The sequence below is a fragment of the uncultured Paracoccus sp. genome (assembly GCF_947496875.1).
GTDB lineage: Bacteria > Pseudomonadota > Alphaproteobacteria > Rhodobacterales > Rhodobacteraceae > Paracoccus.
Map to the genome: position 1 here is coordinate 366,646 of NZ_CANMEH010000002.1, position 23,266 is coordinate 389,911.

Sequence of the window (23,266 nt, forward strand, 5' to 3'; positions counted from 1 at the left end):
GCGTGCCAGTGCTGTCAAAACAAAGCCCGGCCTCACGGGCACAGAATGTCGTTCGAGAGACCGAAGAGCATCAGTGACAGGATCGCCGCCATCCCGATCGACGTCAGGATGCGCAGCGCACGCTCGGACGGCGGACGTCCGGTCAGGGCCTCCCACGTGAAGAACGCCAGATGTCCCCCGTCCAGAACCGGGATCGGAAGAATGTTCAGAAAGCCGATGGCCGCGGACAGCACACCGATCCACCAGATGAAGTTCCCCGCCCCCGAGCTTGCCGCGTGGCTGGTGCTTTCCGCGATCGAGATGGCGCCGCCCAGGTTGCAACTGCCGATCTGGCCCGAGATCATCGCCCACAGACCGGAAACCGATCCGGCAATGATGTTCCAGGTCTGTTGCAGACCCGCGGACAGCGCCTCGAACGGACCGGGGCTGCGAACGGCAGGGGTCAGATAGCCCTCGCCTCCGGTGATGCCGATCAGCCATCGCTGCTCGTACCCGTCGCCCGCCGGCAGGTCCTGGCGGCGGGGTGCCAGCGTGACGTCGGCCTCCCCCTCGTCCGGACGCCAGATCCGCACCGTCACCGGCCCGCCTTCTGCCGCCTCGATCCGGTCGCGCAGATCGGCGAAGCGGTGCACCGGCTCGCCGTCAATCGCCAGGATGACGTCCCCCGCCTGCAGCCCGGCCGCAGCCGCCGCGCTGCGCGGCGCCACGCCGGACACGCGGGCCGGCGCAGGATCAGGACCGCGCACGGTCATCTCGGCACCGTCCCGGCGCACCGTCCAGTCATGCTGCGGCGCGGCCGGCAGCGTCTCGGACAGCGCGAACACGTCCGCCCAGCCGGCGACGGGGCGGCCCGCCACGGCCAGGATCTCATCACCGGCCTGCAGCTCGTTCACCACCCCCGGCGGCGAGAGCGCGACCTCGCCCACCTCGAGCCGATCGACCGCAACCCCTTGCCAGACCAGCACGCCGGCGAACAGGATCGTGGCCAGGATGAAGTTCGCGACCGGTCCGGCGGATACGGTCGCGATCCTTGCCCAGAGCGGCGCTCCTTCGAGCGTCTGGCGGCGCAGCGCGGGATCGACCGGCCGGCCGGGTCCGGCGCTGGCGACGTCGGCGTCACCCAGGAACCGCACGAAGCCGCCCAGCGGAACGGCCGCGACCTGCCACAGCGTGCCGCGCCGGTCCCGCCGCGACCACAGGCGCGGACCGAAGCCCAGCGAAAACACCTCGGCGCGAATCCCCGACCAGCGCCCGACGATGTAATGCCCGTATTCATGGATGCCGACGATGATCGACAACGCGACGATGAAGGACAGCACGGTCCAGACCAGTCCCCCCATCTGGCTGATGATCTCGGTCATTCCACCTGCCCCCTTTCGGCAATCCAGGCCGCGACATCCCGACGCGCGGCCTGATCCCAGGCCAGCACCGCGTCGAGTTCGGCCGGGCTGGTGCCGAAATGGGGGCGACCCGCGCCCCTGTCCAGCGCATGCTCGACCGCCGGCGCCATGTCCGTGAACCGGATGCGCCCGGCGATGAAGTCGTCCAGCGCCTGTTCCTTGGCCGCGTTGAACACCGCGCCTGCCGCGCCACCCTGGGCGATGACCTCGCGCGCCAGCCGCAGCGCCGGCCAGCGCACCTCGTCCGGCGCGCGGAAGGTCAGCTGCCCCAGGGCGGCGAGATCCAGCGGAGCGACCGGCAGGGGCGCGCGGTCGGGCCAGTGCAGCGCGTACCCGATCGCGTGACGCATGTCGGGTGGACCCAGATGCGCCAGCGTCGCCCCGTCCGCATAGGTCACCATCGCATGGATAATCGATTCCGGGTGGACCAGCACCCGGATGCGATCGTTGTCGAGCGCAAAGAACTCATGCGCCTCGATCACCTCGAGCGCCTTGTTGAACATGCTGGCACTGTCGATCGTGATCCGCTGTCCCATGGCCCAGTTCGGGTGACTGGACGCCTGTTCGACAGTCGCACTGTGCAAACGGTCCAGCGGCCAATCCCGAAACGCGCCGCCCGAGGCTGTGATGGTCACATGCTCGACGCGGTCGACGTTATCTTGGTCAAGGCATTGAAACAGCGCCGAGTGTTCGGAATCGACCGGCAGGATTGTGGCGCCATGCCGACGGCTTTGCGCCATCAGCAGGGGCCCCGCCGCGACCAGACTTTCCTTGTTTGCCAGCGCCAGCGTGCCGCCCCGCTGCACGACGCGCAGGCCCGGCGTGAGCCCTGCGGAGCCCACGATTGCCGACAATGTCCAGTCGCTGGGTCGCTGGGCGGCCTCGTCGATCGCGCTTTCGCCGGCAGCCGCCTGCACGTCCGACCCGGCCAGCGCGTCGCGCAGGGCGCCCAGCAGCGCCTCGTCGGAGATCACCGCGATTTTCGCGCGCAGCGCCCGGGCCATTTCCGCCAGCCGCGCGACGTTGCGCCCGCCCGTCAGCGCGACGGTGTGATAGGCTTCCGACCCACCGGCCCGCATCAGCAGGTCAAAGGCGCTTTCACCGACCGATCCGGTCGCGCCGAACACGGACACGCTCCGCATGTCAGGCCCCCAGCTGCGGCAGGGCGGTGAGCAGGCCGGCGAAGAACGACACGAGCAGGGCCGCGATCAGCGCATCGAACCGGTCCATCACGCCGCCATGGCCGGGGATCAGGTTCGAGCTGTCCTTGACCCCGATGCGACGCTTCAGCCAGCTCTCCGCGATGTCGCCCATCTGCCCGGCGAAGGCGATCAGAGGGCCGAGGATCAGGATGGTCCAGTCGGCGCGGCCCGCTGCCAGCAGACCCGCGGCCAGAACAAACGCTCCAACCCACCCGGCGACCGTCCCGCTCCACGTCTTCTTGGGACTCACGGTCGGCCAGAACTTCGGGCCGCCGACGGCGCGTCCGACGAAATAACCCAGAACGTCCGACTGGATGACCGTCAGGACGATCCACATCGTGGTGGCCAGACCCGAGATCTCGCGCACCCAGACCAGCTGCAGCGCGGCCAGGAAGAAGGCGGCGGCGAACCCGACATAGGCCACCCGGTGCGAGACATGGACGCCCCGCCAGCCGGCAAGCAACGGCACGAGCAGCACCATCGGCCCCCAAGGCAACGGCGCCAGCACCGCAATCAGAAAGGCGACGGCCGCCAAAAAGGCGATCAGATAAGGATGCCCGCGGGGATGAAGCTCGGCGTAACGCCAGGTCGTCATGCGGACCAGTTCCCACATCAGACCGCCAACCAGCATCGCAACCGCGAGGCGCAGCCACAGCCCGGCCGCGACCAGCACCGCTAGGCCCAGCACGGCGACGACGATGCCGGACCCAAGCCGGCGGGTCAGATCGCCCCAGCGTCCCGCGGTCGGGATGCGGCGGGGCGACGAACCATCATCCGTCATGCAGCCCCGAAACGCCGGTCGCGCATTCCGAACCTGGCGAGGATCCGTTCCAGGTGATCAGGGGTAAAATCCGGCCACAACGTGGTGGTGAACTCATATTCCGCATAAGCGGCCTGGAACGGCAGGAAATTCGAGACCCGGGTTTCGCCCGAGGTCCGGATGACGAGATCCGGATCGGGATGGCCCGCCGTATCCAGACAGGCGGCCAGATCGGCCTCGGTCGGATCGATGATCTCGCCCCTGGCGATCCGGCCGGCCAGTCGGCCGCAGGCGCGGGTCAGTTCGGCGCGTCCGCCATAATTGATCGCCACCGTCAGGTTCATGCGGCGGTTTCCGGCGGTCTGGACCTCGATGCTGTCCATCAGCCCGCGCAGCTTGGGGTCCAGCGGCTCGCGATCGCCGATGAACCGCATCCGCACGCCTTCCGCCGCCATCGCATCGGCCTCGCGCTTGATGTAGCGCGCGAAGATGCCCATGAGGCCCAGCACCTCGGCTGTCGACCGCTTCCAGTTCTCGGTCGAAAATGCGTAGATCGTCAACCAGTCCACCCCCATCAGCGGGCAGGCATGCACGATCTGCTTGACGCGTTCGGCACCGCGGCGGTGCCCCACGAGGCGCGGCCATCCGCGTTCGCTGGCCCACCGTCCGTTGCCATCCATGATGATGGCAACGTGGCGCGGGCGGGCCGCCCCTTCGGCGGTCGCGGATGTCAGTTGCGGGGCAAGCTCGACGGCCATCCGATCAGACCTGCATGATCTCGGCCTGTTTCGATTCAAGCGCCTTGTCGACCTCGGCAATGGCCTTGTCGGTCAGGTCCTGCACGGCCGACTCCCAGAACTTCTGGTCATCCTCGGCCATCCCGGCGGCCTTGGCCTTCTTGACCTGGTCCATGCCGTCGCGCCGGACGTTGCGGATGGCGACGCGCGCATGTTCGGCGTACTGGGCAGCAACCTTGGTCAGTTCGCGCCGCCGTTCCTCGTTCAGTTCGGGGATGGGCAGCATGATGATTGTGCCGTTCAGCTGCGGGTTGATGCCGAGGCCGCTCTCGCGGATCGCTTTTTCGACCTTGCCGACCAGCGCCTTGTCCCAGACGTTTATCGTCACCATGCGCGGTTCGGGGACGTTGACGGTGCCGACCTGGTTGATCGGCGTGATTGCACCATAGGCATCGACCATGATCGGATCGATCATCGAGGCCGAGGCCCGACCGGTCCGAAGAGACTGGAATTCGTGGCGCAGGCTGTCCATGGCGCCCCTCATCCGGCGTTCCAGGTCGTCGGTGTCAATCTCGATGTCGTCGGCCATTCTGCCTGCCCTTGCCGGTACTGCCTGTTCTCGCGCTTGTAGCGGCGCCGACAGGCTTAGCAAACCCTTTGCAGAAAGGTTGGCGTATTTGCCGCGGACCTATGCTGCGCCGACCACAGGCGCAGTTCACGTCGGCTCGTAGGCGCTTCCGTCTTCGGCGCGGCGTGGTTCGGCCAGATACCGGCCCTGGCCGGGCAGGGCCACTGACCGGAACGTGCGGGCGAGCTGGTGCAGGGCTGCCCGCATTTCGGGCCCGCGCATCGGCTGTCCGTGGAAACTGATCGCCAGTTCCGGCTCCAATGCGGCAAGTTTCCGCACCGATTCCTCCGCCGCCTCCCAGTCGATGGTGAAATACATGGGCGGCCCGTGCATCTGCGGTTCCTGAACCGCGACATCATAGGCCGATTCCTGCCCGGTCGTGCAGAACGCGTCGGCCGCAAGCAATGCCCGGTCCGCTTCGCGCCACAGGGCGATCTGGCCCACCGAATGGCCAGGCACGTGAATCCACTGCCAGCCCGGCATCGACGGCACGCTGCCGTCCTCGGGCAGAGCTCGCAGGCGCCTCGCGACATTGACGGGGCTGGTCGGATAAAGACCGGCCAGCCGGGCAAGCAGGCCGCCCCCCACACCGGGATCCGGCGGTGGATAGCCGGCGCGGCCGTCTAGATACGGGTGCTCGAGCGGATGGGCGAACACGGGGACGTCCCATTCCTCGGCCAACTGCTCGAGCGCGCCCACATGGTCGAAATGGCCATGCGTCACGATGATGGCGGCAGGACGTGACCTTTCGCCGAACCGGGCCAAGACCGCACTGCGGATCAGCGGTGCGCTTCCCTTCAGTCCCGTGTCGATCAGCACCCATTCCCGGTCACCGGCGCCCGCCGGACCCCAGAACACCACGTTGACAAGCGCGATGCGCCGATAGGCCAGATCCGGTGCGACCTCGTGCGTATGGTCGTTGCGCGCCGCATCCAGTTCCGGCTGCAGGGCGACAGCCCCATCCGACAGGGGGATCTGTTCGGCCATGTCCACCTCCGCTGGTTGCTGATGGGCAACATCCGGCGGAATGGAAGGTTCCGGTGTTTCAGCCGTGCACGGTCGTCGATGTCCCCTGCCCCGCGAGGATGCCGCGAAAACCACCCGGCTCGTCCAGCGAGAACACGATGATCGGCAGGTCGTTGTCGCGGGCCAGGGCAATCGCGCTGGCGTCCATCACCCCCAGGTGCTTCTGCAGCACCTCGTCATAGGTCACCCGCTCGTACCGCTTTGCATCGGCGTGGAACTTGGGGTCCTTGTCGTAGACGCCGTCGACCTTGGTGCCCTTGAAGATCGCCTCGCAATTCATCTCCGACGCGCGCAGCGTGGCGGCGGTGTCGGTGGTGAAATACGGGTTTCCGGTGCCCGCGGCGAAAATGATGATCCGCTTCTTTTCCAGATGACGCACCGCCCGGCGGCGGATGTAGGGCTCCGCGACCTCGTCCATGCGGATCGCGCTGATCACGCGCGTGTGGATGCCCTTGGCCTCCAGCGCCGACTGCATGGCCAGCGCGTTCATCACGGTGGCCAGCATTCCCATGTAATCGGCAGTCGTCCGCTCCATCCCCTGGGCGCTGCCCTGCAGCCCGCGGAAGATGTTGCCGCCGCCGATCACCATGCAGATCTCGACGCCCAGCCTGTGTACCGATTCCACCTCGTCGGCGATGCGGGCGACGGTCGGCGGATGCAGGCCGTAGCCCTGATCGCCCATCAGCGCCTCGCCCGAGATCTTCAGCAGCACCCGGGAATAACCCGCCGGGGCGATCAGTGCCTTGTCCATCATCGTCCTGAATCCCCTGCCGCGCTGCGCGCTGTTCCGTCGGGGCGCAAAATGTCGCAAAGCGAATGGGTGTTCAACCAAGTGCCTTGCCATGCCTGATCGCCACGAGCTTGCCTCCCGCGTCGATCCGGACCGACACGTGCTGATTGCGGGGCCGACCGCGTCCGGCAAATCCGGGCTGGCGCTGGCACTCGCGCGCTCTCAGGGTGGCATCGTGGTCAACGCCGACGCATTGCAGGTGTGGTCCTGCTGGCGGGTGCTGACCGCGCGACCTTCGTCCGTGGATGAGGCTGCAGCCGCCCACGCGCTGTACGGGCACGTGCATCCGGACCAGAGCTATTCGGTGGGCGACTGGCTGACCGAGATCGGGACACTGCTGAAAACGGGACAACGCCTGATCATCGTGGGCGGAACAGGGTTGTACCACACCGCGCTTACACGCGGACTCGCGGTGATCCCGCCGGTGCCGCCCGGTGTCCGTGCACAAGGCGACACCTGGCTGGCGGACGGCGGGCTTGAGGAGATGATCGCGGCGCTGGACCCGCGCACCCGTGCGCGTCTGGACCTGCGCAACCCCGCCCGTGTCCAGCGCGCGTGGGAGGTGCTGACCGCGACCGGACGCGGGCTGGCCGACTGGCAGGCGGACACGCCGCCCCCGCTGATTGGTCCCGAGGACGCGACCCGTCTGGTGCTGCATGTCGACCGCGATCGCCTGGCCCGCCGCATCGCGCAGCGCTTTGACCTGATGGTGCAGCAAGGGGCGCTGGACGAAGTGGCGGCGATGCTGCCGCACTGGGACCCGCGGGCCCAATGGGCCCGCGCCATCGGCGCGGCGGAACTGGCCGGATACCTGCAGGGCAGGCGCAGCCTGGAGGACGCGCGGGAGCAGTCTGTCGTGGCGACCCGGCAGTATGCCAAATCTCAGCGCATCTGGTTCCGCAACCGGATGCGCGACTGGACGCGCATCGAAGCGCCATATGACGGCTGACCGAAGCGGCGGAACTGAGGCGCAGTGCCCTAACCGGCCCGTCCGAAGGTCACCCGCGCTTCGGTCAGGCGCCGCACATGCATGGCGCCCGGTGCATGTGCGAAACCCACCAGCACGCCGGGGCCGTGTCAGGACACCTGGGCTGCCGCCTCCTCGGGCAAGCGACCGCGGAATCCCTGAGCAACGACGAATTTCTCGGACGAGTCCGAGCGGCTCGCCGGCGGCTTGACGTTCGCGACCTTGTCAAAGCGCTGTTTCAGCAAGGTCTGCAGACCGGTCTCCGCCCCACCGGCAAGGACCTTGGCGACAAAGGTGCCGCCGGGTACCAGCACATCGAAGGCGAAGGCCGCAGCGGCCTCCACCAGTGCGACGATCCGGATATGATCGGTGTTCTTGTGCCCCGACGCCGACGCCGCCATGTCGGACATCACGACGTCCGCCGCCCCGCCCAGCCAAGCCTTCACCTTGGCGTCCGCATCGTCGGACAGGAAGTCCAGGCGGTGGATGTCCGCACCCGGGATGGGGTCGACCTCCTGCAGGTCGATGCCCAGCACCGTGCCGCGGGCCTGACCGCTGACATCACCGAGCGCGTTGACCCGACGGACAGCGACCTGGCACCACCCGCCGGGGGCACAGCCCAGATCCACGACCCGTGCCCCAGGCACCAGGAACCGGTACTTGTCATCCAGTTCGAGGATCTTGTAGGCGGCCCGGCCCCGGTAGCCTTCCCGCTTGGCGCGGGTCACGTAGGGATCATTCAGCTGCCGCTCCAGCCAGAGCGTGCTGGACAGCTTGCGGCCCTTGGCCGACTTGACTCGCACCCGCAGGTCGCGCTGACCGCGGCCAGAGCTCTTGCGGACCCGGTCACCCGGCTTTTTCGGTCCGTCAGCCATCAGGCGACCCCCTGCAGGGTTTCTGGCCTGAGCACCCCGTCCCGCACCATCTGGGCATACAGCAGCCCTTCGCGCAGGCCACGATCCGCCACCGACAAGCGGTTCGTGGGCCAGATCCGCATCAGCGTCTGCAGGATCGCGGCACCCGACATGATCAACGCGTGGCGTTCGCGGCCGATGCGGGGATCGGCCCGCCGGCCTTCTGGGCCCAGCAGCAGGTAATCGCGGATCACCCTGTCGATCTGCGTCGTGGTCATGGTCAGCCCGTCCACCTTTGTCCGGTCATAGCGTTTCAGGCCCAGATAGCTGGCGGCCACGGTGGTCACCGTCCCCGAGGTGCCGATGATCTGGAAATTGTCGGCCGCGCGTCCTGCGGTGACATAGGGCAGGAAGTCGCTCAACATCTCCTCGAAGTGCCAGCTCATCAGCGCGAACCGGCCGGAGTCGTCCTCGACATCCGCAAACTGGTCGCGCAGCGTGGCCACGCCTAGCGGGACGCTGATCCAGTCGACGACGCGGGCGGCGCCGGGCTTCGGATCCCTGAAGCCATCGCCCAGCGCCATGATGGCCCGCGCGCGCTCGCGCGGCTCGACGTCGCTGACATCGATCCAGACCAGTTCCGTCGAACCGCCGCCGATGTCGACGATCAGCAGCTGTTCGGATTGGGCGCTGACCAGCGGAGCGCAGGATATGACCGCCAGCCGTGCCTCTTCTTCCGGCTGGATGATCTCGATCGGCAGCCCCGTTTCGCGGCGGATGGTGCGCATGAAATCCCGGCTGTTGCGGGCCCGGCGGCATGCCTCGGTCGCCACCAGTCGCATCCGGATCACGCCGTGGTTTTCCAGCTTTCGCCGGCAGACCTGCAGCGCATGCACGGTCCGCGCCATCGACTGGCGCGACAACCGCCCGGACGCTTCCAGTCCAAGCCCAAGCTGAACGGGCTTGGAGAAACTGTCGATCACCTGGAACTGACTGCCCGAAGGGCGGGCGATCAGCATCCGGCAACTGTTCGTGCCTAGATCGAGAGCCGCATAGAGCGTGCTCTCGTCAGGCTGGCGGGCGGCGGCAGGCTCGACCGATGTTTTCGGGAACGCGTCCGCACCCGCAGGACGCCTGGGCGTCATCGCAACGCCCTCCGATAGTGAGTTGCCTTGAAGGTAGCCACGGCCCGCGTCGGGTTCAACCCTTGCACAAGCCGGCCTTGCACAAGCTGGACACGAAAAAGGGGGCCTGCCGGCCCCCTTCTATGCGAAATTCGACAGCGGCGCTGCGACCGCGGCCGTGTTACTGAAGTGTGCCAGGCCGGCATGCCGTTCCGCGAGACCGCGCCCTTGGCCTCCCGTGAGGAACGGGCGTGCCCCTTCACCTGGCATCGCTTCATGCAGGGCAGGCTCGCGGCACCGGAGAGCGGCCCTGCTGGTCGTCGCTAGGTCCGATGCCACGGCGGCCCGGCTTGCAGCAGCGGCATCGGTGTCCTAGACCGCGCCAAGCCCGGAGCATCGCATGATCATCGTCGCAGCCATCATTCTTGGCGCCTTTCTTGGCGACCGTCGGGCCCGCAGCATCGGCGGCAACGGCAAGGACCGGATGCAATATGCCGCCGCCCACGCCTTGGGCTTTGCCGTACTCGGGTTGTTCCTGACCATCATCATCGACCGCCTGATGAGGGGCTGAGATGTTCAGGCCGTTCCTCGATGCGTTGCGCCGGCAGGGGGTTCCGGTCAGCCTGCGCGAATGGCTGGACCTGATGGGCGCGATGCAGGCGGAGATCGCCGGCTGGTCGGTCGATGATTTCTACACGCTGTCCCGCGTTGTGCTGGTCAAGGACGAACGTCACATCGACCGGTTCGACCGGGCCTTCTCCGAAAGCTTTGCGGGGCTGGAGACGGTCCCGGTCGAGGCCCTCGTCAGCGAGACCGCCCTGCCGCGGGAGTGGCTGGAGAAGCTGGCCGAAAAGCTGCTGACCGACGCGGAAAAGGCGCAGGTCGACGGCACCGGCAGCTTCGAGGCGCTGATGGAAAAGCTGCGCGAACGCCTGGCCGAACAGCAGAAGCGTCATCAGGGCGGCAGCAAGTGGATCGGGACCGCCGGCACCTCGCCCTTCGGTGCCTACGGGTACAACCCGGAAGGGGTGCGGATCGGCCAGCACGAAAGCCGTCACAGGCGTGCGGTCAAGGTCTGGGACAAGCGGGAATTCCGCGATTTCGACGACCGCGTCGAACTGGGCACCCGCAACATCAAGGTCGCGTTGAAACGCCTGCGCGAATGGGCGCGGCATGGCGCGGCAGAGGAACTGGACCTGCCCGGAACGATCCGGGCCACGGCCGATCACGGCTATATCGACGTGCAGACCCGCCCCGAACGGCGCAACGCCGTCAAGGTGCTGCTGTTCATGGACGTGGGCGGCAGCATGGACGACCATGTCAGGATCGTCGACGAGCTGTTCTCCGCGGCCCGCGCCGAGTTCAAGCACTTGGAACATTACTATTTCCACAACTGCCTGTACGAAGGCGTGTGGCAGGACAACCGTCGCCGCTGGGATGCGCAGACGCCCACCTGGGACGTGCTGCATCGGTTCGGCCGCGACTACAAATGCATTTTCGTGGGCGATGCCTCGATGTCCCCGTACGAGATCGTAGCGCCCGGGGGCGCGAACGAACACTGGAATCCGGAACCCGGCGAGTTGTGGTTGCGGCGCGCCGCCGAAACATGGCCGGACCATGTGTGGCTGAACCCCGTGCCCGAACGGCTGTGGGGGCACACGCCGTCGATCGGCATGATCGGCGCGCTGTTCGAGAACCAGATGATGCCGCTGACGCTCGAGGGGCTGACCCGCGCGATGCGCGTGCTCGGGTGATGTCCGGTCCGGGGCAGACCGGATGTTCCCCGCGGCGGTGAGGGCGTTGGCCATTCTGGCGCTGCGAGGTTCCTGCATGGCCGCTTTACGGCGGCGATTCTGGCGGGCGCGCTGATCTGGGTGGCCGTGTATTCAAGTCCAGCATGGCATTCGGGGCAAACCTGCAGGCGGCGGCTGACCGCGCCGGATCTGCGCTAGGGTTGGTCGCCGCACCGCAGTTGCACAGGAGTGGCGGCCCGGTCGTCCCGCAGCACCGATTGACGCCGGACATCCGACCGCCCACATCAGGTCCATGATCAAGTTCCTGCCGATCCTGCTGATCGTCCTCTACGCCGTCGGCATGTGGCTGTTTTCGGCCTGGCGGCTGAAGCACGAACTTGACAGCAAATCGACACCGCTGGACGAACCGCGGATGAAGGACATGCTGGCCCGGCTGGGCGCCGCCATGGACTTGCCGCCGGTCCGCGCCTTCGTCTACGAGATCGCGCCGGTGAACGGGCTGGCGGCCCCGGATGGTCGGGTCTTCCTGACCCGTGGCTTTCTGGACCAGCTGGCCCGGGATCGCGTCACCGAGGCCGAGCTGGCGTCGGTGATCGCACATGAACTGGGCCACGTTGCCCATGGTCATGCTCGACGTCGCATGCTCGACTTTGCCGGCCAGAACGTGATCCGCACCGTGCTGGCAGGCGTGCTCGGACGGTTCCTGCCGGGGATCGGGCACTGGCTCGGCGCGCTGGTTGCCAGTGCCGTCGCCGCCCGCCTGTCCCGCCAGGACGAGTACGAGGCCGATGCGTTTGCCGCCGCGCTGATGGTCAAGGCGGGCTTGGGCACCGGACCGCAGAAATCCCTGCTGCAACGTCTGGGCAAGCTGACCGGATCGGGCGGCAGGGGACCGGTCGCCTGGCTCGCGTCGCATCCGGCGACCGATCGCCGCATCGCCGCGATCGAGATGCTCGAGGAGCGCTGGCAGCAACGCCACAGCGGCGATTCCGATCGGGCCCCCAACTGACGATCCTGCCGCCGTCCCGCGCGTCGCGACGGCATCCGCCTAGTCATCAGTCTGCGCGCGCCCCCAGGGTCGGACTGATCACCGCAGCAGCGGCGGGCCGTCGGCCGCACCCGAAGCGCGCACCCCCATGCGCAGCCCCGCGCCGATCCGGTGGGCCAGCGCCGACCAGGACCGCGCGGTGTCCGGCGGCAGGGTCCGGATCAGCGTGGCGTCGAACAGCGCCAGCCAGTGTTCGAAATGCTCGGGGCGCACATCGCCCGCAGCGCGATGGACCTGCATCGGATTGCCGTCATAGCTGCGGTCGCCGAGAATCGCGTTGCGCCAGAAACTGGCGATCCGCGCCTCGTGCGCTGGCCAGTCGGTGACATGGGCGGCAAAGACCGGACCCAGCACCTCGTGTCGACGAACCGCGGCGTAGAACACGGTCACGACGCGGTCGATCTGCGCGGCGGTCAGCGGAAAGCGGGGCGGCATCGTCATGCCCGCAATGTGGCCCCCGTCCCCGCCCGGATCAACCGCGGGCGGGTTGAACCAGCCGCTGCAATTCGTCGCGCAGCGCGGCCGGGTCGGTCTGATCCGGTGATCGGCGCTGGTCCAACGCCGCCGCCGCGCGGGCTGCAGAAGCGGGGGTCATCAACCCGACCGTGGCGACCACCGCCGCGAATTCATCCCGCGACGCGTTGCAATGCAGCACCAGATCGCAGCCGGCGGCCAGCGCGGCGGCGGCGCGTTCCGCCGGGCTGCCCGCGAGCGCGTTCATGCCGATATCATCGCTCATCAGCAGACCGCCGAAACCGATCCTTTCGCGGATCAGGGTGATCACGGGCGGGGATGCCGTCGCCGGCCGGTCGTCGAGCGCGGTCAGCCGGACATGCGCCGTCATCCCGATCGGCAGATCCGACAGGGCCCGAAACGGGACGAAGTCGGTGTCCTCCAGCTCATCCATCGGCACGTCCACGCAGGGCAGCTCATGGTGGCTGTCCACGCGGCCCCGGCCATGGCCCGGCATGTGCTTGACGACGGGCAGGACGCCCGCGGCGAGGAGCCCGGCAGCGGCGGCGCGCCCCATCCGGGTGACGGTTTCCGCATCCTGCCCGAGGCAGCGATTGCGCAGGAACGGATGCGTCTCCGCGCGGGCGATATCGAGGCAGGGCGCGGCCGTGCAGTCGATGCCCGAGTCGCGCAGTTCCCCGCCCATCAGCCGGTGCCGCAACTCGACGGCCCGGGCGCCGTCGGCGGCGCTGTCCAGGGGCGCGGGCCAGTCTGTCCAGTGCGGGCTGCGCAGCCGCTGCACCCGGCCACCTTCCTGATCGGTCATCACCACGGCAGCGCGGCCGACCGCATCGCGAAGATCATCCGTCAGCCGGCGCAGCTGCGCCGGGTTGTCGACATTCCGGTCGAAGAGGATGAAGCCCCAGGGATCGGCCTCGCGCAGGAATGCCCGCTCGTCGGGACCGAGCGTCAGCCCCTCGACGCCAAGGATGGTCGCGCCATGGACAGACGCGGCCGTACCGAACGCAGGCGCCCCGTCGCGGGACGACGGGGCGGCGGGTCGCGTTATGGTCCGATCGGCGGCGCCGCTCACTGCGCCAGCGCGGGAATGCAGTCGGTGCCGGTCTCGATCAGAGACGCGCAGAACTTGCGCGCGTCGTCGCGGCTGTCGAATCCCGCGACCCGCAGCCGCCAGAAGGTCCGTCCGCCTGCCACATGCTTCTGCACGACCGGTGCCTTGCCGGCGAACAGCGAACCGTGGCGGCTGGCGATGCGGCCCCATTCGGAACTGGCAATCGCGTCGCTGTCGAAGGCCCCGATCTGGACCAGCGGGGCGCCCGCGCTCACGCTGGCCGATGCCACCGGACCGGGATCATCGGCCCGAACAGTTTCGACCGGCGTTGCATCCGCAGCCTGATCGCGGGTCCGCGACGGAGGCGGCGGCACGTCGGCGGCCGCAGCCTGCGCCCGGGCCGGTGCCGGAGCGTCGGCCGCGGGCGCGGTCGCCACGGCGCGCGGTCGCGCGGCCGGACGGGACGACCGGGCCAGTGCGGCGGGCGCGGTCTCGACACCCGCCTCGGTCAGGGCCTGGGTGATCGCCGCATCCTGCGCCTGCGCGCCGTCGAGGTCGGTGACCGCCTCGTTGACGGGTGCTTCGGCCGGCGGGGCGTTCGACAGCAGGGCGGTATCGGTTTCCTCGACAATGGCCGCGTCGGCCGTCGCGCGCGCGCGGTCCGCCGCGGCGGCCGCTTCCGCATCCGCGACAGCGATCGACGCCTGCTCGTCCGGGTTTGCTGGCATTTCCTCGGTCGTCGCGGTCTCCCGCGCGGCGACACCGAGTTCGCCCATCGGCACGTCGTCCGCCGCCAGCGCCGTAGGGGCGGGCGCGATCGCGACTTCGGCGGTGGGGTTTGCCTCGGCGCCGGCAGCAATGGCATTGACCGCCAGGCCGCTGCGGTCGGTCAGTTCGCCACCCGGTTCGTCCGGGGCGATCCGCGATTCGCCTTGCACGGCACGAATCACCGGCACGCCGGACACGTCGCGAACCACCAGCCGATAGCCCCAGACCACCAGCGACAGCATCAGCAGGACCGAGACGAGCGCCCCCAGGTAGTGGGTCAGGCGCGCCACCCGACCGATCAGCGTGTCCCGTTCGGTGAGCGGCGCCGTCGGATCGGTGACAAAGCGGCCTTCGTTCCAGTCCTCGTCGGCCCAGTCCTGACCGGCATGAACGCCGGAAAAGGCATGATCGTCATAGGGCGCCCCGTGATGCGCGCCGTCGTATCCGCCGGAACGGAAATCCACCACTGTCATGTTCTGTCCTGCCTTCTTGCCGGTTGACCCGGCTTGTCCGTTGACTGCTCGCATTCGGCCCTGGCAGGTCGCGCCTTATCTAACGCATTTCCTGCACCGGGGTGACGCCCAAGATACCTAGACCCGCCGAAATGACAACGGCGACGGCACGGACCAGGGCGATTTTGGACGCTGTTGTGGCAACATCACCATCCTGCACGAATCTCAACGACGGCTCGTCATTGCCGCGGTTCCACAACGCGTGCAGGTCCGAGGCGAGATCGTACAGGTAGAACGCCACCCGGTGCGGTTCATGGGCGCGCGCCGCAATCTCGACGGTGCGAGGCCATTCCGCGATCTTGCGCGTCAGCGCGATCTCGGCCGGATGGTCCAGCCCGGCCAGATCAGCCGCCGCCAGGGCGGAATCGCCCACGTCGACGCCCATCTCGGCGGCGCGGCGGGTGACGCTGTGGGCCCGCGCGCTGGCATACTGGACGTACCAGACCGGGTTGTCGCGGGACTGTTCCAGAACCTTGGCAAAGTCGAAATCCAGCGGCGCGTCGTTCTTGCGGGTCAGCATGTGAAAGCGGGTGACGTCCACGCCCGCCTGCTCCACCACGTCGCGCAGCGTGACGAAGGTGCCGGAGCGCTTGGACATCTTGAAGGGCTGGCCGTTCTGGAACAGCCTGACCAGCTGGATCAGCTTGACGTCCAGCGGTACCCGTCCGTCCGACAGCGCGGCCACCGCGGCCTGCATGCGCTTGACATAGCCGCCGTGATCGGCGCCGAAGATGTCGATCAGCTGGTCGAAACCGCGATTGATCTTGTCCCAGTGATACGCGATGTCCGGCGCGAAATACGTCCATGAGCCGTCCGACTTGCGCACCGGGCGGTCCACGTCATCCCCGTGCGCGGTGGACCTGAACAGGGTCTGTTCACGCGCCTCCCACTCCTCGGGCAGCTTGCCCTTCGGGGGCTCCAGCACCCCCTCGTAGATCAGCCCGGCCTGATCCAGTCGCGCGATCGCGGCCTCGATCCGGCCGGTCCCATAGATCGCCCGTTCCGACGAATAGACATCCATGCTGACGCCCAGCAGCGCCAGGTCGTCCCGGATCATCTGCATCATGGCCTGGGTGGCGATGTCTCGTACGGTGACCAGCCATTCGGACTCCGGCTGGTTGAGCAGGCTGTCGCCGAACTGCTGCTTCAGCGCCTCTCCGACCGGAATCAGGTAGTCGCCCGGGTACAGCCCCTCGGCAATCTGGGGATCCAGCCCGTGCGCCTCGCGGTATCGTTCGAAGGCAGAGCGCGCCAGCACGTCGACCTGCGCGCCGCCATCGTTGATGTAGTATTCGCGGGTGACGCTGTGGCCGGCAAATTCCAGCAGGTTGGCCAGCGCATCGCCGAACACGGCGCCGCGCATGTGCCCCACATGCATCGGCCCCGTCGGGTTGGCGCTGACGAATTCGACGTTGATGCGGTCACCCCGACCGGGTGGAACGCGGCCGTAATCCGGCCCCTGCCGCAGCGCCGCTCGGATCACGTCCTGCCAGTTCTCCGCGGCGACCCGCAGATTCAGGAAGCCGGGTCCTGCCACCTCGGCCGAGATGATCCGCGGGTCCGCCGTCAGCCGGGATGCCAGCGCCTGGGCGATATCGCGCGGCTTCATCCCCGCGGGCTTCGCCAGAACCATGGCCGCGTTGGTGGCCATGTCGCCGTGGGCGGGATCCCGTGGCGGCTCGACCGCGACATTGGCGAGGTCCAGCCCGGCCGGCAATGTGCCGTCACCCATCATGGCAGCCAGCGCCTCGGTCACGAGGGCGCGGATATCGGCGAAAAGATTCATCAATGTCGTCCTGTCTGCTGACGGACGCGATAGCGAATGCCCCGCTGCGCCGCAACCGGGCGGGCACCGCGGATCAACGCAGCGCTTCTGCATCCGTCATGCGGCCGCCGCGACGGGGTGCCGCCGCGGGAACGTGGCGCCGTTCCGGGGCGATCCGCAGTCTGGCCTTAACCGTCCGTGCAAAGGCGGGTGCCGCTTCAATGCAGTCGCCTGCCGGCACTCAGGCGCCAGCGCTACGTCGCGTGTTCAATTTCCGCGTCCATCGGCAGGCCACGGGAGTTGCTGGCCGGGAGGGTTGCATCATATGCGCCGCCAGCTTATCTGGGGGTCGAGAGGTTGGCGCGGGCGAGCGCCTCGCCAACCCGGTCAGGTCCGGAAGGAAGCAGCCGTAACGAGCCCCGCTTGGGTCGTTGTCCAGCCTCTCACCCTCCCCCGAGTTCCCGAATGTAAACCTGACGGGGTCGTCGATCCTGCGGACGAAACCTGCTCTTTTGCGCTCGGCCGGGCGCGCGCATGAAGGGTCAGAGGATCGGCGCATCGAGATAGGTCGATATGGTGTAGTCGACCGGGGCGCCCCTCTGTCGAATGAGGAGTCTCGCCCCCCATGCGGGCGCGTTTCTTATGGGTCGGGCCGGCAAGACTTGCGATCGGACCCGCCGGTCGCCGAAGGTCATGCACGTTGCGCGCCGAACAGCATCGGTCATAGGCTGATGCCATGAAAGCCGCGCCGTTTTTCAGCCGTTCCATCCGCGTCTACCCGGATCAATCGTGCGGGGATAACACCACCATCGTGCGACCCGAGTCGGCCTCATGACCGACAACCCCGCGCCCCAGGACGACACCCCGGACGACGGCAGCCGCGCAGAACAGCGCACCGAATGGGCCGAGGATCGGACCACGCTGGCGGCCGAACGCACCTTCGCCGGCTGGATGCGGACCGGCATGGCCTCGCTCGGCGTCGCAATCGGTCTTCAGGCGGTGTTCAGGGCGTTCGAGCCGACCTGGGCGCCCAAACTGGCGGCGATGATCTTTGTCGGCACAGCGATCGCGATGTTCCTCTCAGCGGCGTGGCGGACCCGCAAGATGCTGAGGCGCCTGAACGCGCACCAGGTCAAGCCGCAGAAGCCCAACCGGATGCTGCTGCAGGCCGTGATGCTCAGCATCGGCGCAGTTGCCATCGCGGTGATCCTGGTGCTGCTGTGACACGCCCGATCATGCCCGGCGCGAGGCACCGACATGACGGCGGTCAGACCATTCCCCGCAGCCACCGCGCCATCAGCCAGCCGGCGATCGGACCCTTGCGTGGCGCGCGCACCGATGGATGCGCACCGGCCATCACCTGCGCCATCTCGCCCCGGTCCAGCCACATCGCGTCGTCCAGCTCGACCGGATCGATCCGGATGTCGTCGGTCAGCGCCTCGCCCACGCAGCCCAGCATCAGGGATGCCGGAAAGGGCCAGGGCTGGCTGGTCACGTAGCGGACGGGCCCAACCACCACGCCGGTTTCCTCGGCCACCTCGCGCCGCACCGCCGCCTCGACCGTCTCGCCGGGTTCCACAAAGCCGGCGAGACAGGAATACATCCCCTCGGGCCACCCCGGCGACCGGCCCAGCAGCAGGCGGTCGTTCCGCTCGATCAGCATGATCACGACCGGATCGGTGCGGGGAAACTGCACCGCCCCGCAGGAGGCGCAGCGCCGCTGCCAGCCGGACTGCGCCGGAGCAGTGTCATGCCCGCAGGCCGGGCAGAACCGGTGCCCGGCATGCCAGCCGGTCAGCGCCCGCCCGGTGGCGGCCAGTTCACCATCCGCCCCCGGCAGCGTCGTCAGCATGCCCCGCAGTTCGACGAACCGGGCCTCCGGAATGTCCGGGTGGTGCTGTTCGGTCGGATCCAGGAACAGCTGGGTTTCGGGCAGGTTGGGCGGCGCCCAAGCAGACAGGTCCTGCGCGGCGACCGGATCTCCCCCCGACGTTCCCAGCAGGATCGGCGGCTCGGCATCGGCGAGCGCCGGATGACCGGGGTCCAGCCAGGCCAGCGCCCCGCCGGACGTTACCAGCACCTTGCCCCGCCAGACCGGCAACACCCGGGCCTGCCCCCGCCAGCGATCATCCGCCCGCAGATGCGCGGCGCGATCAAAGGCCGGTTCGGACGGCGGAACGTCCGTTTCCCGCAGCTCTGGGTCCGCCCCGCAAAAGGCCAGCGTCCAGTCCTGTGCCTGCACCTGCATCGTCTCACCCCGCGGTTTGCCGGCGGCGACCGTGCCGCAGGGCGACCGGCGCCGCAAGCGCCGGTTTACCTCGGCCTGCCGGACCCCTAGATTGTCGCGGTCATGGAGACGTCGATGCCCGACACAGCCCCTGCCTATCAGGTCCTGGCCCGCAAATACCGGCCGGAGACCTTTGCCGATCTGGTCGGGCAGGACGCCATGGTCCGCACGTTGAAAAACGCGTTCCAGGCCGACCGCATCGCGCAGGCCTTCATCATGACCGGCATTCGCGGGACCGGAAAGACCACCACTGCGCGGATCATTGCCAAGGGCATGAACTGCGTCGGCCCGGATGGTCAGGGCGGGCCCACCACCGAGCCCTGCGGAGTGTGCGAGCATTGCACGGCCATTATGGAGGGCCGGCATGTCGACGTGCTGGAGATGGATGCCGCATCCCGGACCGGAGTCGGCGACATCCGCGAGATCATCGAGAGCGTGCATTACCGGGCGGCCTCGGCCCGCTACAAGATCTACATCATCGACGAAGTGCACATGCTGTCCACCAGCGCCTTTAACGCACTGCTTAAGACGCTGGAAGAGCCGCCGCCGCATGTGAAGTTCATCTTTGCCACCACCGAGATCCGCAAGGTGCCGGTGACGGTCCTGTCACGCTGCCAGCGCTTCGACCTGCGCCGGATCGAGCCCGAGGTGATGATCGGCCTGCTGCGCCGGATTGCCGCTGCCGAGGGCGCGGGCATCGCGGAAGACGCGCTGGCGCTGATCACCCGCGCTGCCGAGGGTTCGGCCCGCGACGCGACCAGCCTGCTGGACCAGGCGATCAGCCACAGTGTCGGCGACGGGGGCGAGACGACGGCGCTGCACGTGCGGACGATGCTGGGCCTGGCCGACCGCGGCCGGGTGCTCGACCTGTTCGACATGATCCTGCGCGGCGCGGCGGCCGAAGCCCTGGCCGAACTGCAATCGCAATATGCAGGCGGCGCCGATCCGCAGGCCGTGCTGCGCGATCTGGCGGAAATCACCCACTGGGTCAGCATCGTCAAGATCACCCCCGAGGCGGCGGAGGATCCCACCGTCGGCCCGGACGAACGCAGCCGCGGCCGCGACATGGCGGACAGGATCGCGATGCGGGCGCTGACGCGCCTGTGGCAGATGCTGCTGAAGTCGCTGGAAGAGGTCGCCGCCGCTCCGAACCCGATGATGGCCGCGGAAATGGCGGTCATCCGGCTGACACATGTGGCCGATCTGCCCGACCCCGAGACGCTGATCCGCAAGGTCCAGGCAGCACAGGTGGCGGGCGACTTCACCCGGGGGCACGGACCCGCGCCATCCTCGGTGTCCCCCGCGCCGGCCCATGCCTCCGCCGCGACGCCCGGTCGCGCAAGTGCCCCGGCGGTTGGATCGCCGGCGCCGGCGCAAGCCGCACCCCCAATCCCGGCGTCCGCGGTGCGGATGTCCGGACCGCGCACGGGTGGCGCCCCCGCCACCGCCCTGCCTGCGGGCGATCCGGTGCCGGCGGTCTTGCCCGATGCCCTGGCGGGCTATCCCGATTTCCTGTCGGTGGTGGAGCTGATCCGCCGGATGCGCGACATGCGCCTGCTGCTCGAGGTCGAGCAGCATCTGCGGCTGGTGCGCTATGCGCCCGGCCGGATCGAGTTCCAGCCCACGGAAGACGCGCCCCGCGACCTGGCGGCGCGACTTGCGGACCGGCTGCGCGGCTGGACGGGCGGCACCCGTTGGGCGGTGTCCGTCGTCGACCGGGGCGGCGATCCCACGATCGCCGAGCAGCGCGCCGAACGGCAGGCGGCCGAGGTTCAGCTTGCCCGCCAGAACCCCGTGGTGCAGGCGATCCTGGCCGTGGTGCCGGATGCCACCATCACCGTGCGGCACGAGAAACCACCGGCCACGTCCGACCCGGCCACGGAAGGCGGGCCGGACGACCTGCATGCCCACCCCGAAGGCCCCGTCGCGGCCGTCGAGGAATGGGACCCGTTCGAGGATGAGGAGTGAACGCATGAAGAACCCGTTTGGCGGGATGGGCGACCTGTCGAAGATGATGCAGGCCGCGAAGGACATGCAGGGCAAGGTCGACGACCTGCAGAAGTCGCTGGATGCGATCACCGTGGTGGGCGAGGCCGGCGCGGGTCTGGTCAAGGCGACAGCGACGGCCAAGGGCGACCTGACGGCGCTGGACATCGACCCGTCGATCTTTGTCGCCAGCGAAAAGCAGGTGGTCGAGGATCTGATCCTGGCCGCGATCAAGGATGCGCAGCGTCGCGCCCAGGACCGCGCCCAGCAGGAAACGCAGCGGCTGGCCGGCGACATGGGGCTGCCCCCTGGCCTGAAGCTGCCGTTCTGACGCGACCGGCTTTTCGATGCCCGAGGGCAGCAACGACATTCAGGCGCTGATCGCGCAAATGGCGCGCCTGCCCGGGCTGGGTCCGCGTTCCGCGCGACGCATCGTGCTGGCGCTGATCCGCCATCGCAGCGGCCAGATGGCGCAGCTCTCGTCGCTGATGGGACGGGTCGCCGAGAACAGCCGCGAATGCGCGATCTGCGGCAATATCGGCGAGGCCGAGCTGTGCGACATCTGCACCAACCCGGCCCGCCAGACCGGCGAGCTTTGCGTGGTCGAAAGCGTCGCCGACCTGTGGGCGCTGGAACGTGGCCGCGCGTTCGCGGGGCGCTATCACGTGCTGGGCGGGACCCTGTCGGCGCTGGACGAGGTTGGACCCGACGATCTGGGCATTCCCCGGCTGATCGACCGGATCGGCCGCGAGGCGGTGACCGAGGTCATCCTGGCCCTGAACGCGACCGTCGAGGGTCAAACGACCGCGCATTACATCGCCGACGCGCTGTCCGGGTCGGCGGTCGCGATCACCGGGCTGGCGCAAGGCGTGCCGATCGGTGGCGAGCTGGACTATCTGGACGACGGCACCATCACCGCCGCCCTGCGGGCAAGGAGGAACCTGTGACCGATTTCATCCAGCCGAGCGAACCGCTGGTCGCGCCCGAACAGACCGTGCGCGACGAATGGACCGACTATAACGGTCACCTGAACATGGCCTATTATCACGTGCTGTTCGACCAGGCCCTGGACAGCGTTCTGGATCGAATCGGCATGGGGGCCGAGCGCGCCCGCCGCGACGGGCTGTCGGTCTTCACCGCCGAGGCGCATGTCCACTACCTGCAGGAACTGAATGCCGGCGACCGGGTGCAGGTCTCGCTGCAGGTGCTGGGTGCCGACGCCAAGCGGCTGCACTATGTGCAGACGATGCGGCGGGTCGGGGCCGGGGGCGATAAGGCAGAGGACGGTTTCGTGGCCGCGATCACCGAGAACCTGATCCTGCACGCCGATCTTTCGACGCGGCGCGTGGCCCCTTGGGCCCCTGACGTGGCGCAGCGCTGGACAGACCTCGCGCGCGCGCACCAGTCCATGCCGGTCCCGCCGCAGGTCGGCCGTGTCATGGGACTGCGCCGGCCGGCCCAGGCTTAGGTCGGGCACATACAAAAACGCAGCGCCCGTCGGGCGCTGCGTCGCATCTGCAGAGACAAGTCAGCCGATCAGCGGCTCAGCTGTCCAGCTTTTCAACCTGCTCGACGTCATTGGCCGTCGTCTCGACGGTTTGCCCATCCGCCTTCGAGATGGCGATCTTGCGGGGCTTCAGCGCCTCGGGCACTTCCCGGACCAGATCGATATGCAGCATGCCGTCCACGTGGCTTGCGCCGTTTACGCGGACATGATCCGCCAGCGTGAACTTGCGCTCGAACGCACGGGTGGCGATGCCGCGGTGCAGGTAGGTGCGCGAATCATCCTCTTCGGTCTTGCGGGCCGAGACGATCACGGCCCCGTCCTTCATCTCGACGGACAGGTCATCGGCAGAAAAGCCGGCCACTGCGATCGAGATGCGATAGGCATTCTCGCCGGTCTTTTCGATGTTGTACGGCGGATAGGTCGGCGCGGCGACGTCGGCCGACAGGGCGCGGTCCATCAGGTCCGCCATGCGATCGAAGCCGACCGAGGCGCGATAGAGGGGGGTAAGGTCCATGTTACGCATGTCTCGCATCCTTGAGTTAAGCGATGTGATTCAGATGCCCCCCGGACAACCCGGGCGGGCGGTGTGCCGGCGCCATCAGGCCCTCCGACACGGAAAAAGATGG

The 23,266-nt window shown here is 68.2% G+C and carries 24 protein-coding genes and 1 other RNA gene; 10 read left to right on the forward strand and 15 right to left on the reverse strand.

What is annotated here, in order from left to right:
* Positions 1-32 precede the first annotated feature (32 nt).
* The 7 genes from rseP to pyrH form a co-directional block, all read right to left on the reverse strand.
* A complete protein-coding gene (rseP, locus tag Q0938_RS04030) occupies positions 33-1,361 on the reverse strand; it encodes an RIP metalloprotease RseP (RefSeq protein WP_299359391.1) in 1,329 nt (442 codons plus the stop codon).
* Complete coding sequence (gene dxr / locus Q0938_RS04035; protein WP_299359393.1) at positions 1,358-2,542, reverse strand: 1-deoxy-D-xylulose-5-phosphate reductoisomerase; 1,185 nt, start codon at positions 2,540-2,542, stop codon at positions 1,358-1,360. Before dxr ends, rseP begins: the two co-directional genes overlap by 4 nt.
* Before the next feature lies 1 nt (position 2,543).
* The gene (locus Q0938_RS04040) at positions 2,544-3,383 is read right to left on the reverse strand and encodes a phosphatidate cytidylyltransferase (protein ID WP_299359395.1); all 840 of its coding nucleotides are present in this window, start codon (positions 3,381-3,383) and stop codon (positions 2,544-2,546) included.
* Positions 3,380-4,120 carry a polyprenyl diphosphate synthase gene (uppS, locus tag Q0938_RS04045; RefSeq protein ID WP_299359397.1) on the reverse strand — a complete coding sequence of 247 codons (741 nt, stop codon included), beginning with the start codon at positions 4,118-4,120 and terminating at the stop codon, positions 3,380-3,382. The genes Q0938_RS04040 and uppS overlap by 4 nt, the downstream gene beginning before the upstream one ends.
* A 4-nt stretch (positions 4,121-4,124) precedes the next feature.
* A complete protein-coding gene (frr, locus tag Q0938_RS04050; RefSeq protein WP_299359399.1) occupies positions 4,125-4,688 on the reverse strand; it encodes a ribosome recycling factor in 564 nt (187 codons plus the stop codon).
* Positions 4,689-4,814: 126 nt separating this feature from the next.
* On the reverse strand, positions 4,815-5,714 hold the full coding sequence (locus Q0938_RS04055; RefSeq protein WP_299359400.1) for an MBL fold metallo-hydrolase: 900 nt from the start codon (positions 5,712-5,714) through the stop codon (positions 4,815-4,817).
* A 58-nt stretch (positions 5,715-5,772) separates the two neighbouring features.
* A complete protein-coding gene (gene pyrH, locus Q0938_RS04060) occupies positions 5,773-6,504 on the reverse strand; it encodes a UMP kinase (protein WP_299359401.1) in 732 nt (243 codons plus the stop codon).
* A gap of 91 nt (positions 6,505-6,595) precedes the next feature.
* Between pyrH and miaA the strand changes: the two genes are divergently transcribed.
* Positions 6,596-7,492 (forward strand): tRNA (adenosine(37)-N6)-dimethylallyltransferase MiaA, encoded by an 897-nt coding sequence (gene miaA / locus Q0938_RS04065; protein WP_299359402.1) that lies wholly within the window; start codon positions 6,596-6,598, stop codon positions 7,490-7,492.
* Between the two features lie 128 nt (positions 7,493-7,620).
* Here the strand turns inward: miaA and Q0938_RS04070 are convergent, their stop codons facing one another.
* A complete protein-coding gene (locus Q0938_RS04070) occupies positions 7,621-8,385 on the reverse strand; it encodes an RlmE family RNA methyltransferase (RefSeq protein WP_299359404.1) in 765 nt (254 codons plus the stop codon).
* Entirely contained in the window at positions 8,385-9,509 is a 1,125-nt protein-coding gene (locus Q0938_RS04075) for a Ppx/GppA phosphatase family protein (RefSeq protein ID WP_299359406.1), read from the reverse strand. The genes Q0938_RS04070 and Q0938_RS04075 overlap by 1 nt, the downstream gene beginning before the upstream one ends.
* Positions 9,510-9,888: 379 nt before the next feature.
* Here Q0938_RS04075 and Q0938_RS04080 point away from each other — a divergent pair, with 379 nt between their 5' ends.
* The 3 genes from Q0938_RS04080 (at position 9,889) to Q0938_RS04090 (ending at position 12,251) form a co-directional block, all read left to right on the forward strand.
* On the forward strand, positions 9,889-10,059 hold the full coding sequence (locus Q0938_RS04080) for a hypothetical protein (RefSeq protein WP_299359408.1): 171 nt from the start codon (positions 9,889-9,891) through the stop codon (positions 10,057-10,059).
* A gap of 1 nt (position 10,060) precedes the next feature.
* On the forward strand, positions 10,061-11,242 hold the full coding sequence (locus tag Q0938_RS04085) for a VWA domain-containing protein (protein WP_299359410.1): 1,182 nt from the start codon (positions 10,061-10,063) through the stop codon (positions 11,240-11,242).
* Between the two features lie 292 nt (positions 11,243-11,534).
* Positions 11,535-12,251 carry a M48 family metallopeptidase gene (locus tag Q0938_RS04090; protein ID WP_299359413.1) on the forward strand — a complete coding sequence of 239 codons (717 nt, stop codon included), beginning with the start codon at positions 11,535-11,537 and terminating at the stop codon, positions 12,249-12,251.
* Between the two features lie 78 nt (positions 12,252-12,329).
* On the opposite strand, the gene Q0938_RS04095 is transcribed toward Q0938_RS04090, so the two are convergent.
* The 4 genes from Q0938_RS04095 to argS form a co-directional block, all read right to left on the reverse strand.
* On the reverse strand, positions 12,330-12,731 hold the full coding sequence (locus tag Q0938_RS04095) for a group III truncated hemoglobin (protein ID WP_299359417.1): 402 nt from the start codon (positions 12,729-12,731) through the stop codon (positions 12,330-12,332).
* A gap of 31 nt (positions 12,732-12,762) precedes the next feature.
* A complete protein-coding gene (gene nagZ / locus Q0938_RS04100) occupies positions 12,763-13,734 on the reverse strand; it encodes a beta-N-acetylhexosaminidase (RefSeq protein WP_299359609.1) in 972 nt (323 codons plus the stop codon).
* A gap of 98 nt (positions 13,735-13,832) precedes the next feature.
* The gene (locus tag Q0938_RS04105) at positions 13,833-15,056 is read right to left on the reverse strand and encodes an SPOR domain-containing protein (RefSeq protein ID WP_299359419.1); all 1,224 of its coding nucleotides are present in this window, start codon (positions 15,054-15,056) and stop codon (positions 13,833-13,835) included.
* Between the two features lie 79 nt (positions 15,057-15,135).
* Positions 15,136-16,881, reverse strand: a complete 1,746-nt coding sequence (argS, locus tag Q0938_RS04110; protein WP_299359421.1) for an arginine--tRNA ligase — start codon at positions 16,879-16,881, stop codon at positions 15,136-15,138.
* Between the two features lie 329 nt (positions 16,882-17,210).
* Between argS and ffs the strand changes: the two genes are divergently transcribed.
* Positions 17,211-17,309: signal recognition particle sRNA small type (gene ffs / locus Q0938_RS04115), an RNA gene on the forward strand.
* A gap of 382 nt (positions 17,310-17,691) precedes the next feature.
* Complete coding sequence (locus tag Q0938_RS04120; RefSeq protein WP_299359423.1) at positions 17,692-18,084, forward strand: DUF202 domain-containing protein; 393 nt, start codon at positions 17,692-17,694, stop codon at positions 18,082-18,084.
* Positions 18,085-18,127: 43 nt separating this feature from the next.
* Here Q0938_RS04120 and nudC read toward each other — a convergent pair whose 3' ends face one another.
* Entirely contained in the window at positions 18,128-19,108 is a 981-nt protein-coding gene (gene nudC / locus Q0938_RS04125) for an NAD(+) diphosphatase (protein ID WP_299359425.1), read from the reverse strand.
* Positions 19,109-19,222: 114 nt separating this feature from the next.
* Between nudC and Q0938_RS04130 the strand changes: the two genes are divergently transcribed.
* Genes Q0938_RS04130 through Q0938_RS04145 form a run of 4 tightly spaced genes read left to right on the forward strand, consistent with a single transcriptional unit; the run spans position 19,223 to position 22,601 of the window.
* Complete coding sequence (locus tag Q0938_RS04130) at positions 19,223-21,115, forward strand: DNA polymerase III subunit gamma/tau (RefSeq protein WP_299359427.1); 1,893 nt, start codon at positions 19,223-19,225, stop codon at positions 21,113-21,115.
* 4 nt (positions 21,116-21,119) lie between these two features.
* Positions 21,120-21,464 carry a YbaB/EbfC family nucleoid-associated protein gene (locus Q0938_RS04135; protein WP_299359429.1) on the forward strand — a complete coding sequence of 115 codons (345 nt, stop codon included), beginning with the start codon at positions 21,120-21,122 and terminating at the stop codon, positions 21,462-21,464.
* 16 nt (positions 21,465-21,480) lie between these two features.
* On the forward strand, positions 21,481-22,080 hold the full coding sequence (recR, locus tag Q0938_RS04140) for a recombination mediator RecR (protein ID WP_299359432.1): 600 nt from the start codon (positions 21,481-21,483) through the stop codon (positions 22,078-22,080).
* Positions 22,077-22,601, forward strand: a complete 525-nt coding sequence (locus Q0938_RS04145; protein ID WP_299359434.1) for a thioesterase family protein — start codon at positions 22,077-22,079, stop codon at positions 22,599-22,601. The genes recR and Q0938_RS04145 overlap by 4 nt, the downstream gene beginning before the upstream one ends.
* 76 nt (positions 22,602-22,677) lie before the next feature.
* Here Q0938_RS04145 and Q0938_RS04150 read toward each other — a convergent pair whose 3' ends face one another.
* Positions 22,678-23,163: an Hsp20 family protein gene (locus tag Q0938_RS04150; RefSeq protein WP_299359437.1), complete on the reverse strand. Its 486-nt coding sequence runs from the start codon at positions 23,161-23,163 to the stop codon at positions 22,678-22,680.
* Positions 23,164-23,266: the final 103 nt, after the last annotated feature.

Coding starts and splice junctions, on each gene's coding strand:
- miaA (WP_299359402.1), top strand. CDS start 6,596: ATGCCTGATCGCCACGAGCTTGCCTCCCGCGTCGATCCGGACCGACAC.
- rseP (WP_299359391.1), bottom strand. CDS start 1,361: ATGACCGAGATCATCAGCCAGATGGGGGGACTGGTCTGGACCGTGCTG.
- Q0938_RS04105 (WP_299359419.1), bottom strand. CDS start 15,056: ATGACAGTGGTGGATTTCCGTTCCGGCGGATACGACGGCGCGCATCAC.
- Q0938_RS04085 (WP_299359410.1), top strand. CDS start 10,061: ATGTTCAGGCCGTTCCTCGATGCGTTGCGCCGGCAGGGGGTTCCGGTC.
- pyrH (WP_299359401.1), bottom strand. CDS start 6,504: ATGGACAAGGCACTGATCGCCCCGGCGGGTTATTCCCGGGTGCTGCTG.
- Q0938_RS04135 (WP_299359429.1), top strand. CDS start 21,120: ATGAAGAACCCGTTTGGCGGGATGGGCGACCTGTCGAAGATGATGCAG.
- Q0938_RS04070 (WP_299359404.1), bottom strand. CDS start 8,385: ATGGCTGACGGACCGAAAAAGCCGGGTGACCGGGTCCGCAAGAGCTCT.
- Q0938_RS04095 (WP_299359417.1), bottom strand. CDS start 12,731: ATGACGATGCCGCCCCGCTTTCCGCTGACCGCCGCGCAGATCGACCGC.
- Q0938_RS04120 (WP_299359423.1), top strand. CDS start 17,692: ATGACCGACAACCCCGCGCCCCAGGACGACACCCCGGACGACGGCAGC.
- Q0938_RS04075 (WP_299359406.1), bottom strand. CDS start 9,509: ATGACGCCCAGGCGTCCTGCGGGTGCGGACGCGTTCCCGAAAACATCG.
- Q0938_RS04055 (WP_299359400.1), bottom strand. CDS start 5,714: ATGGCCGAACAGATCCCCCTGTCGGATGGGGCTGTCGCCCTGCAGCCG.
- Q0938_RS04130 (WP_299359427.1), top strand. CDS start 19,223: ATGCCCGACACAGCCCCTGCCTATCAGGTCCTGGCCCGCAAATACCGG.
- dxr (WP_299359393.1), bottom strand. CDS start 2,542: ATGCGGAGCGTGTCCGTGTTCGGCGCGACCGGATCGGTCGGTGAAAGC.
- recR (WP_299359432.1), top strand. CDS start 21,481: ATGCCCGAGGGCAGCAACGACATTCAGGCGCTGATCGCGCAAATGGCG.
- Q0938_RS04090 (WP_299359413.1), top strand. CDS start 11,535: ATGATCAAGTTCCTGCCGATCCTGCTGATCGTCCTCTACGCCGTCGGC.
- argS (WP_299359421.1), bottom strand. CDS start 16,881: ATGAATCTTTTCGCCGATATCCGCGCCCTCGTGACCGAGGCGCTGGCT.
- Q0938_RS04040 (WP_299359395.1), bottom strand. CDS start 3,383: ATGACGGATGATGGTTCGTCGCCCCGCCGCATCCCGACCGCGGGACGC.
- frr (WP_299359399.1), bottom strand. CDS start 4,688: ATGGCCGACGACATCGAGATTGACACCGACGACCTGGAACGCCGGATG.
- Q0938_RS04150 (WP_299359437.1), bottom strand. CDS start 23,163: ATGCGTAACATGGACCTTACCCCCCTCTATCGCGCCTCGGTCGGCTTC.
- Q0938_RS04080 (WP_299359408.1), top strand. CDS start 9,889: ATGATCATCGTCGCAGCCATCATTCTTGGCGCCTTTCTTGGCGACCGT.
- nudC (WP_299359425.1), bottom strand. CDS start 19,108: ATGCAGGTGCAGGCACAGGACTGGACGCTGGCCTTTTGCGGGGCGGAC.
- uppS (WP_299359397.1), bottom strand. CDS start 4,120: ATGGCCGTCGAGCTTGCCCCGCAACTGACATCCGCGACCGCCGAAGGG.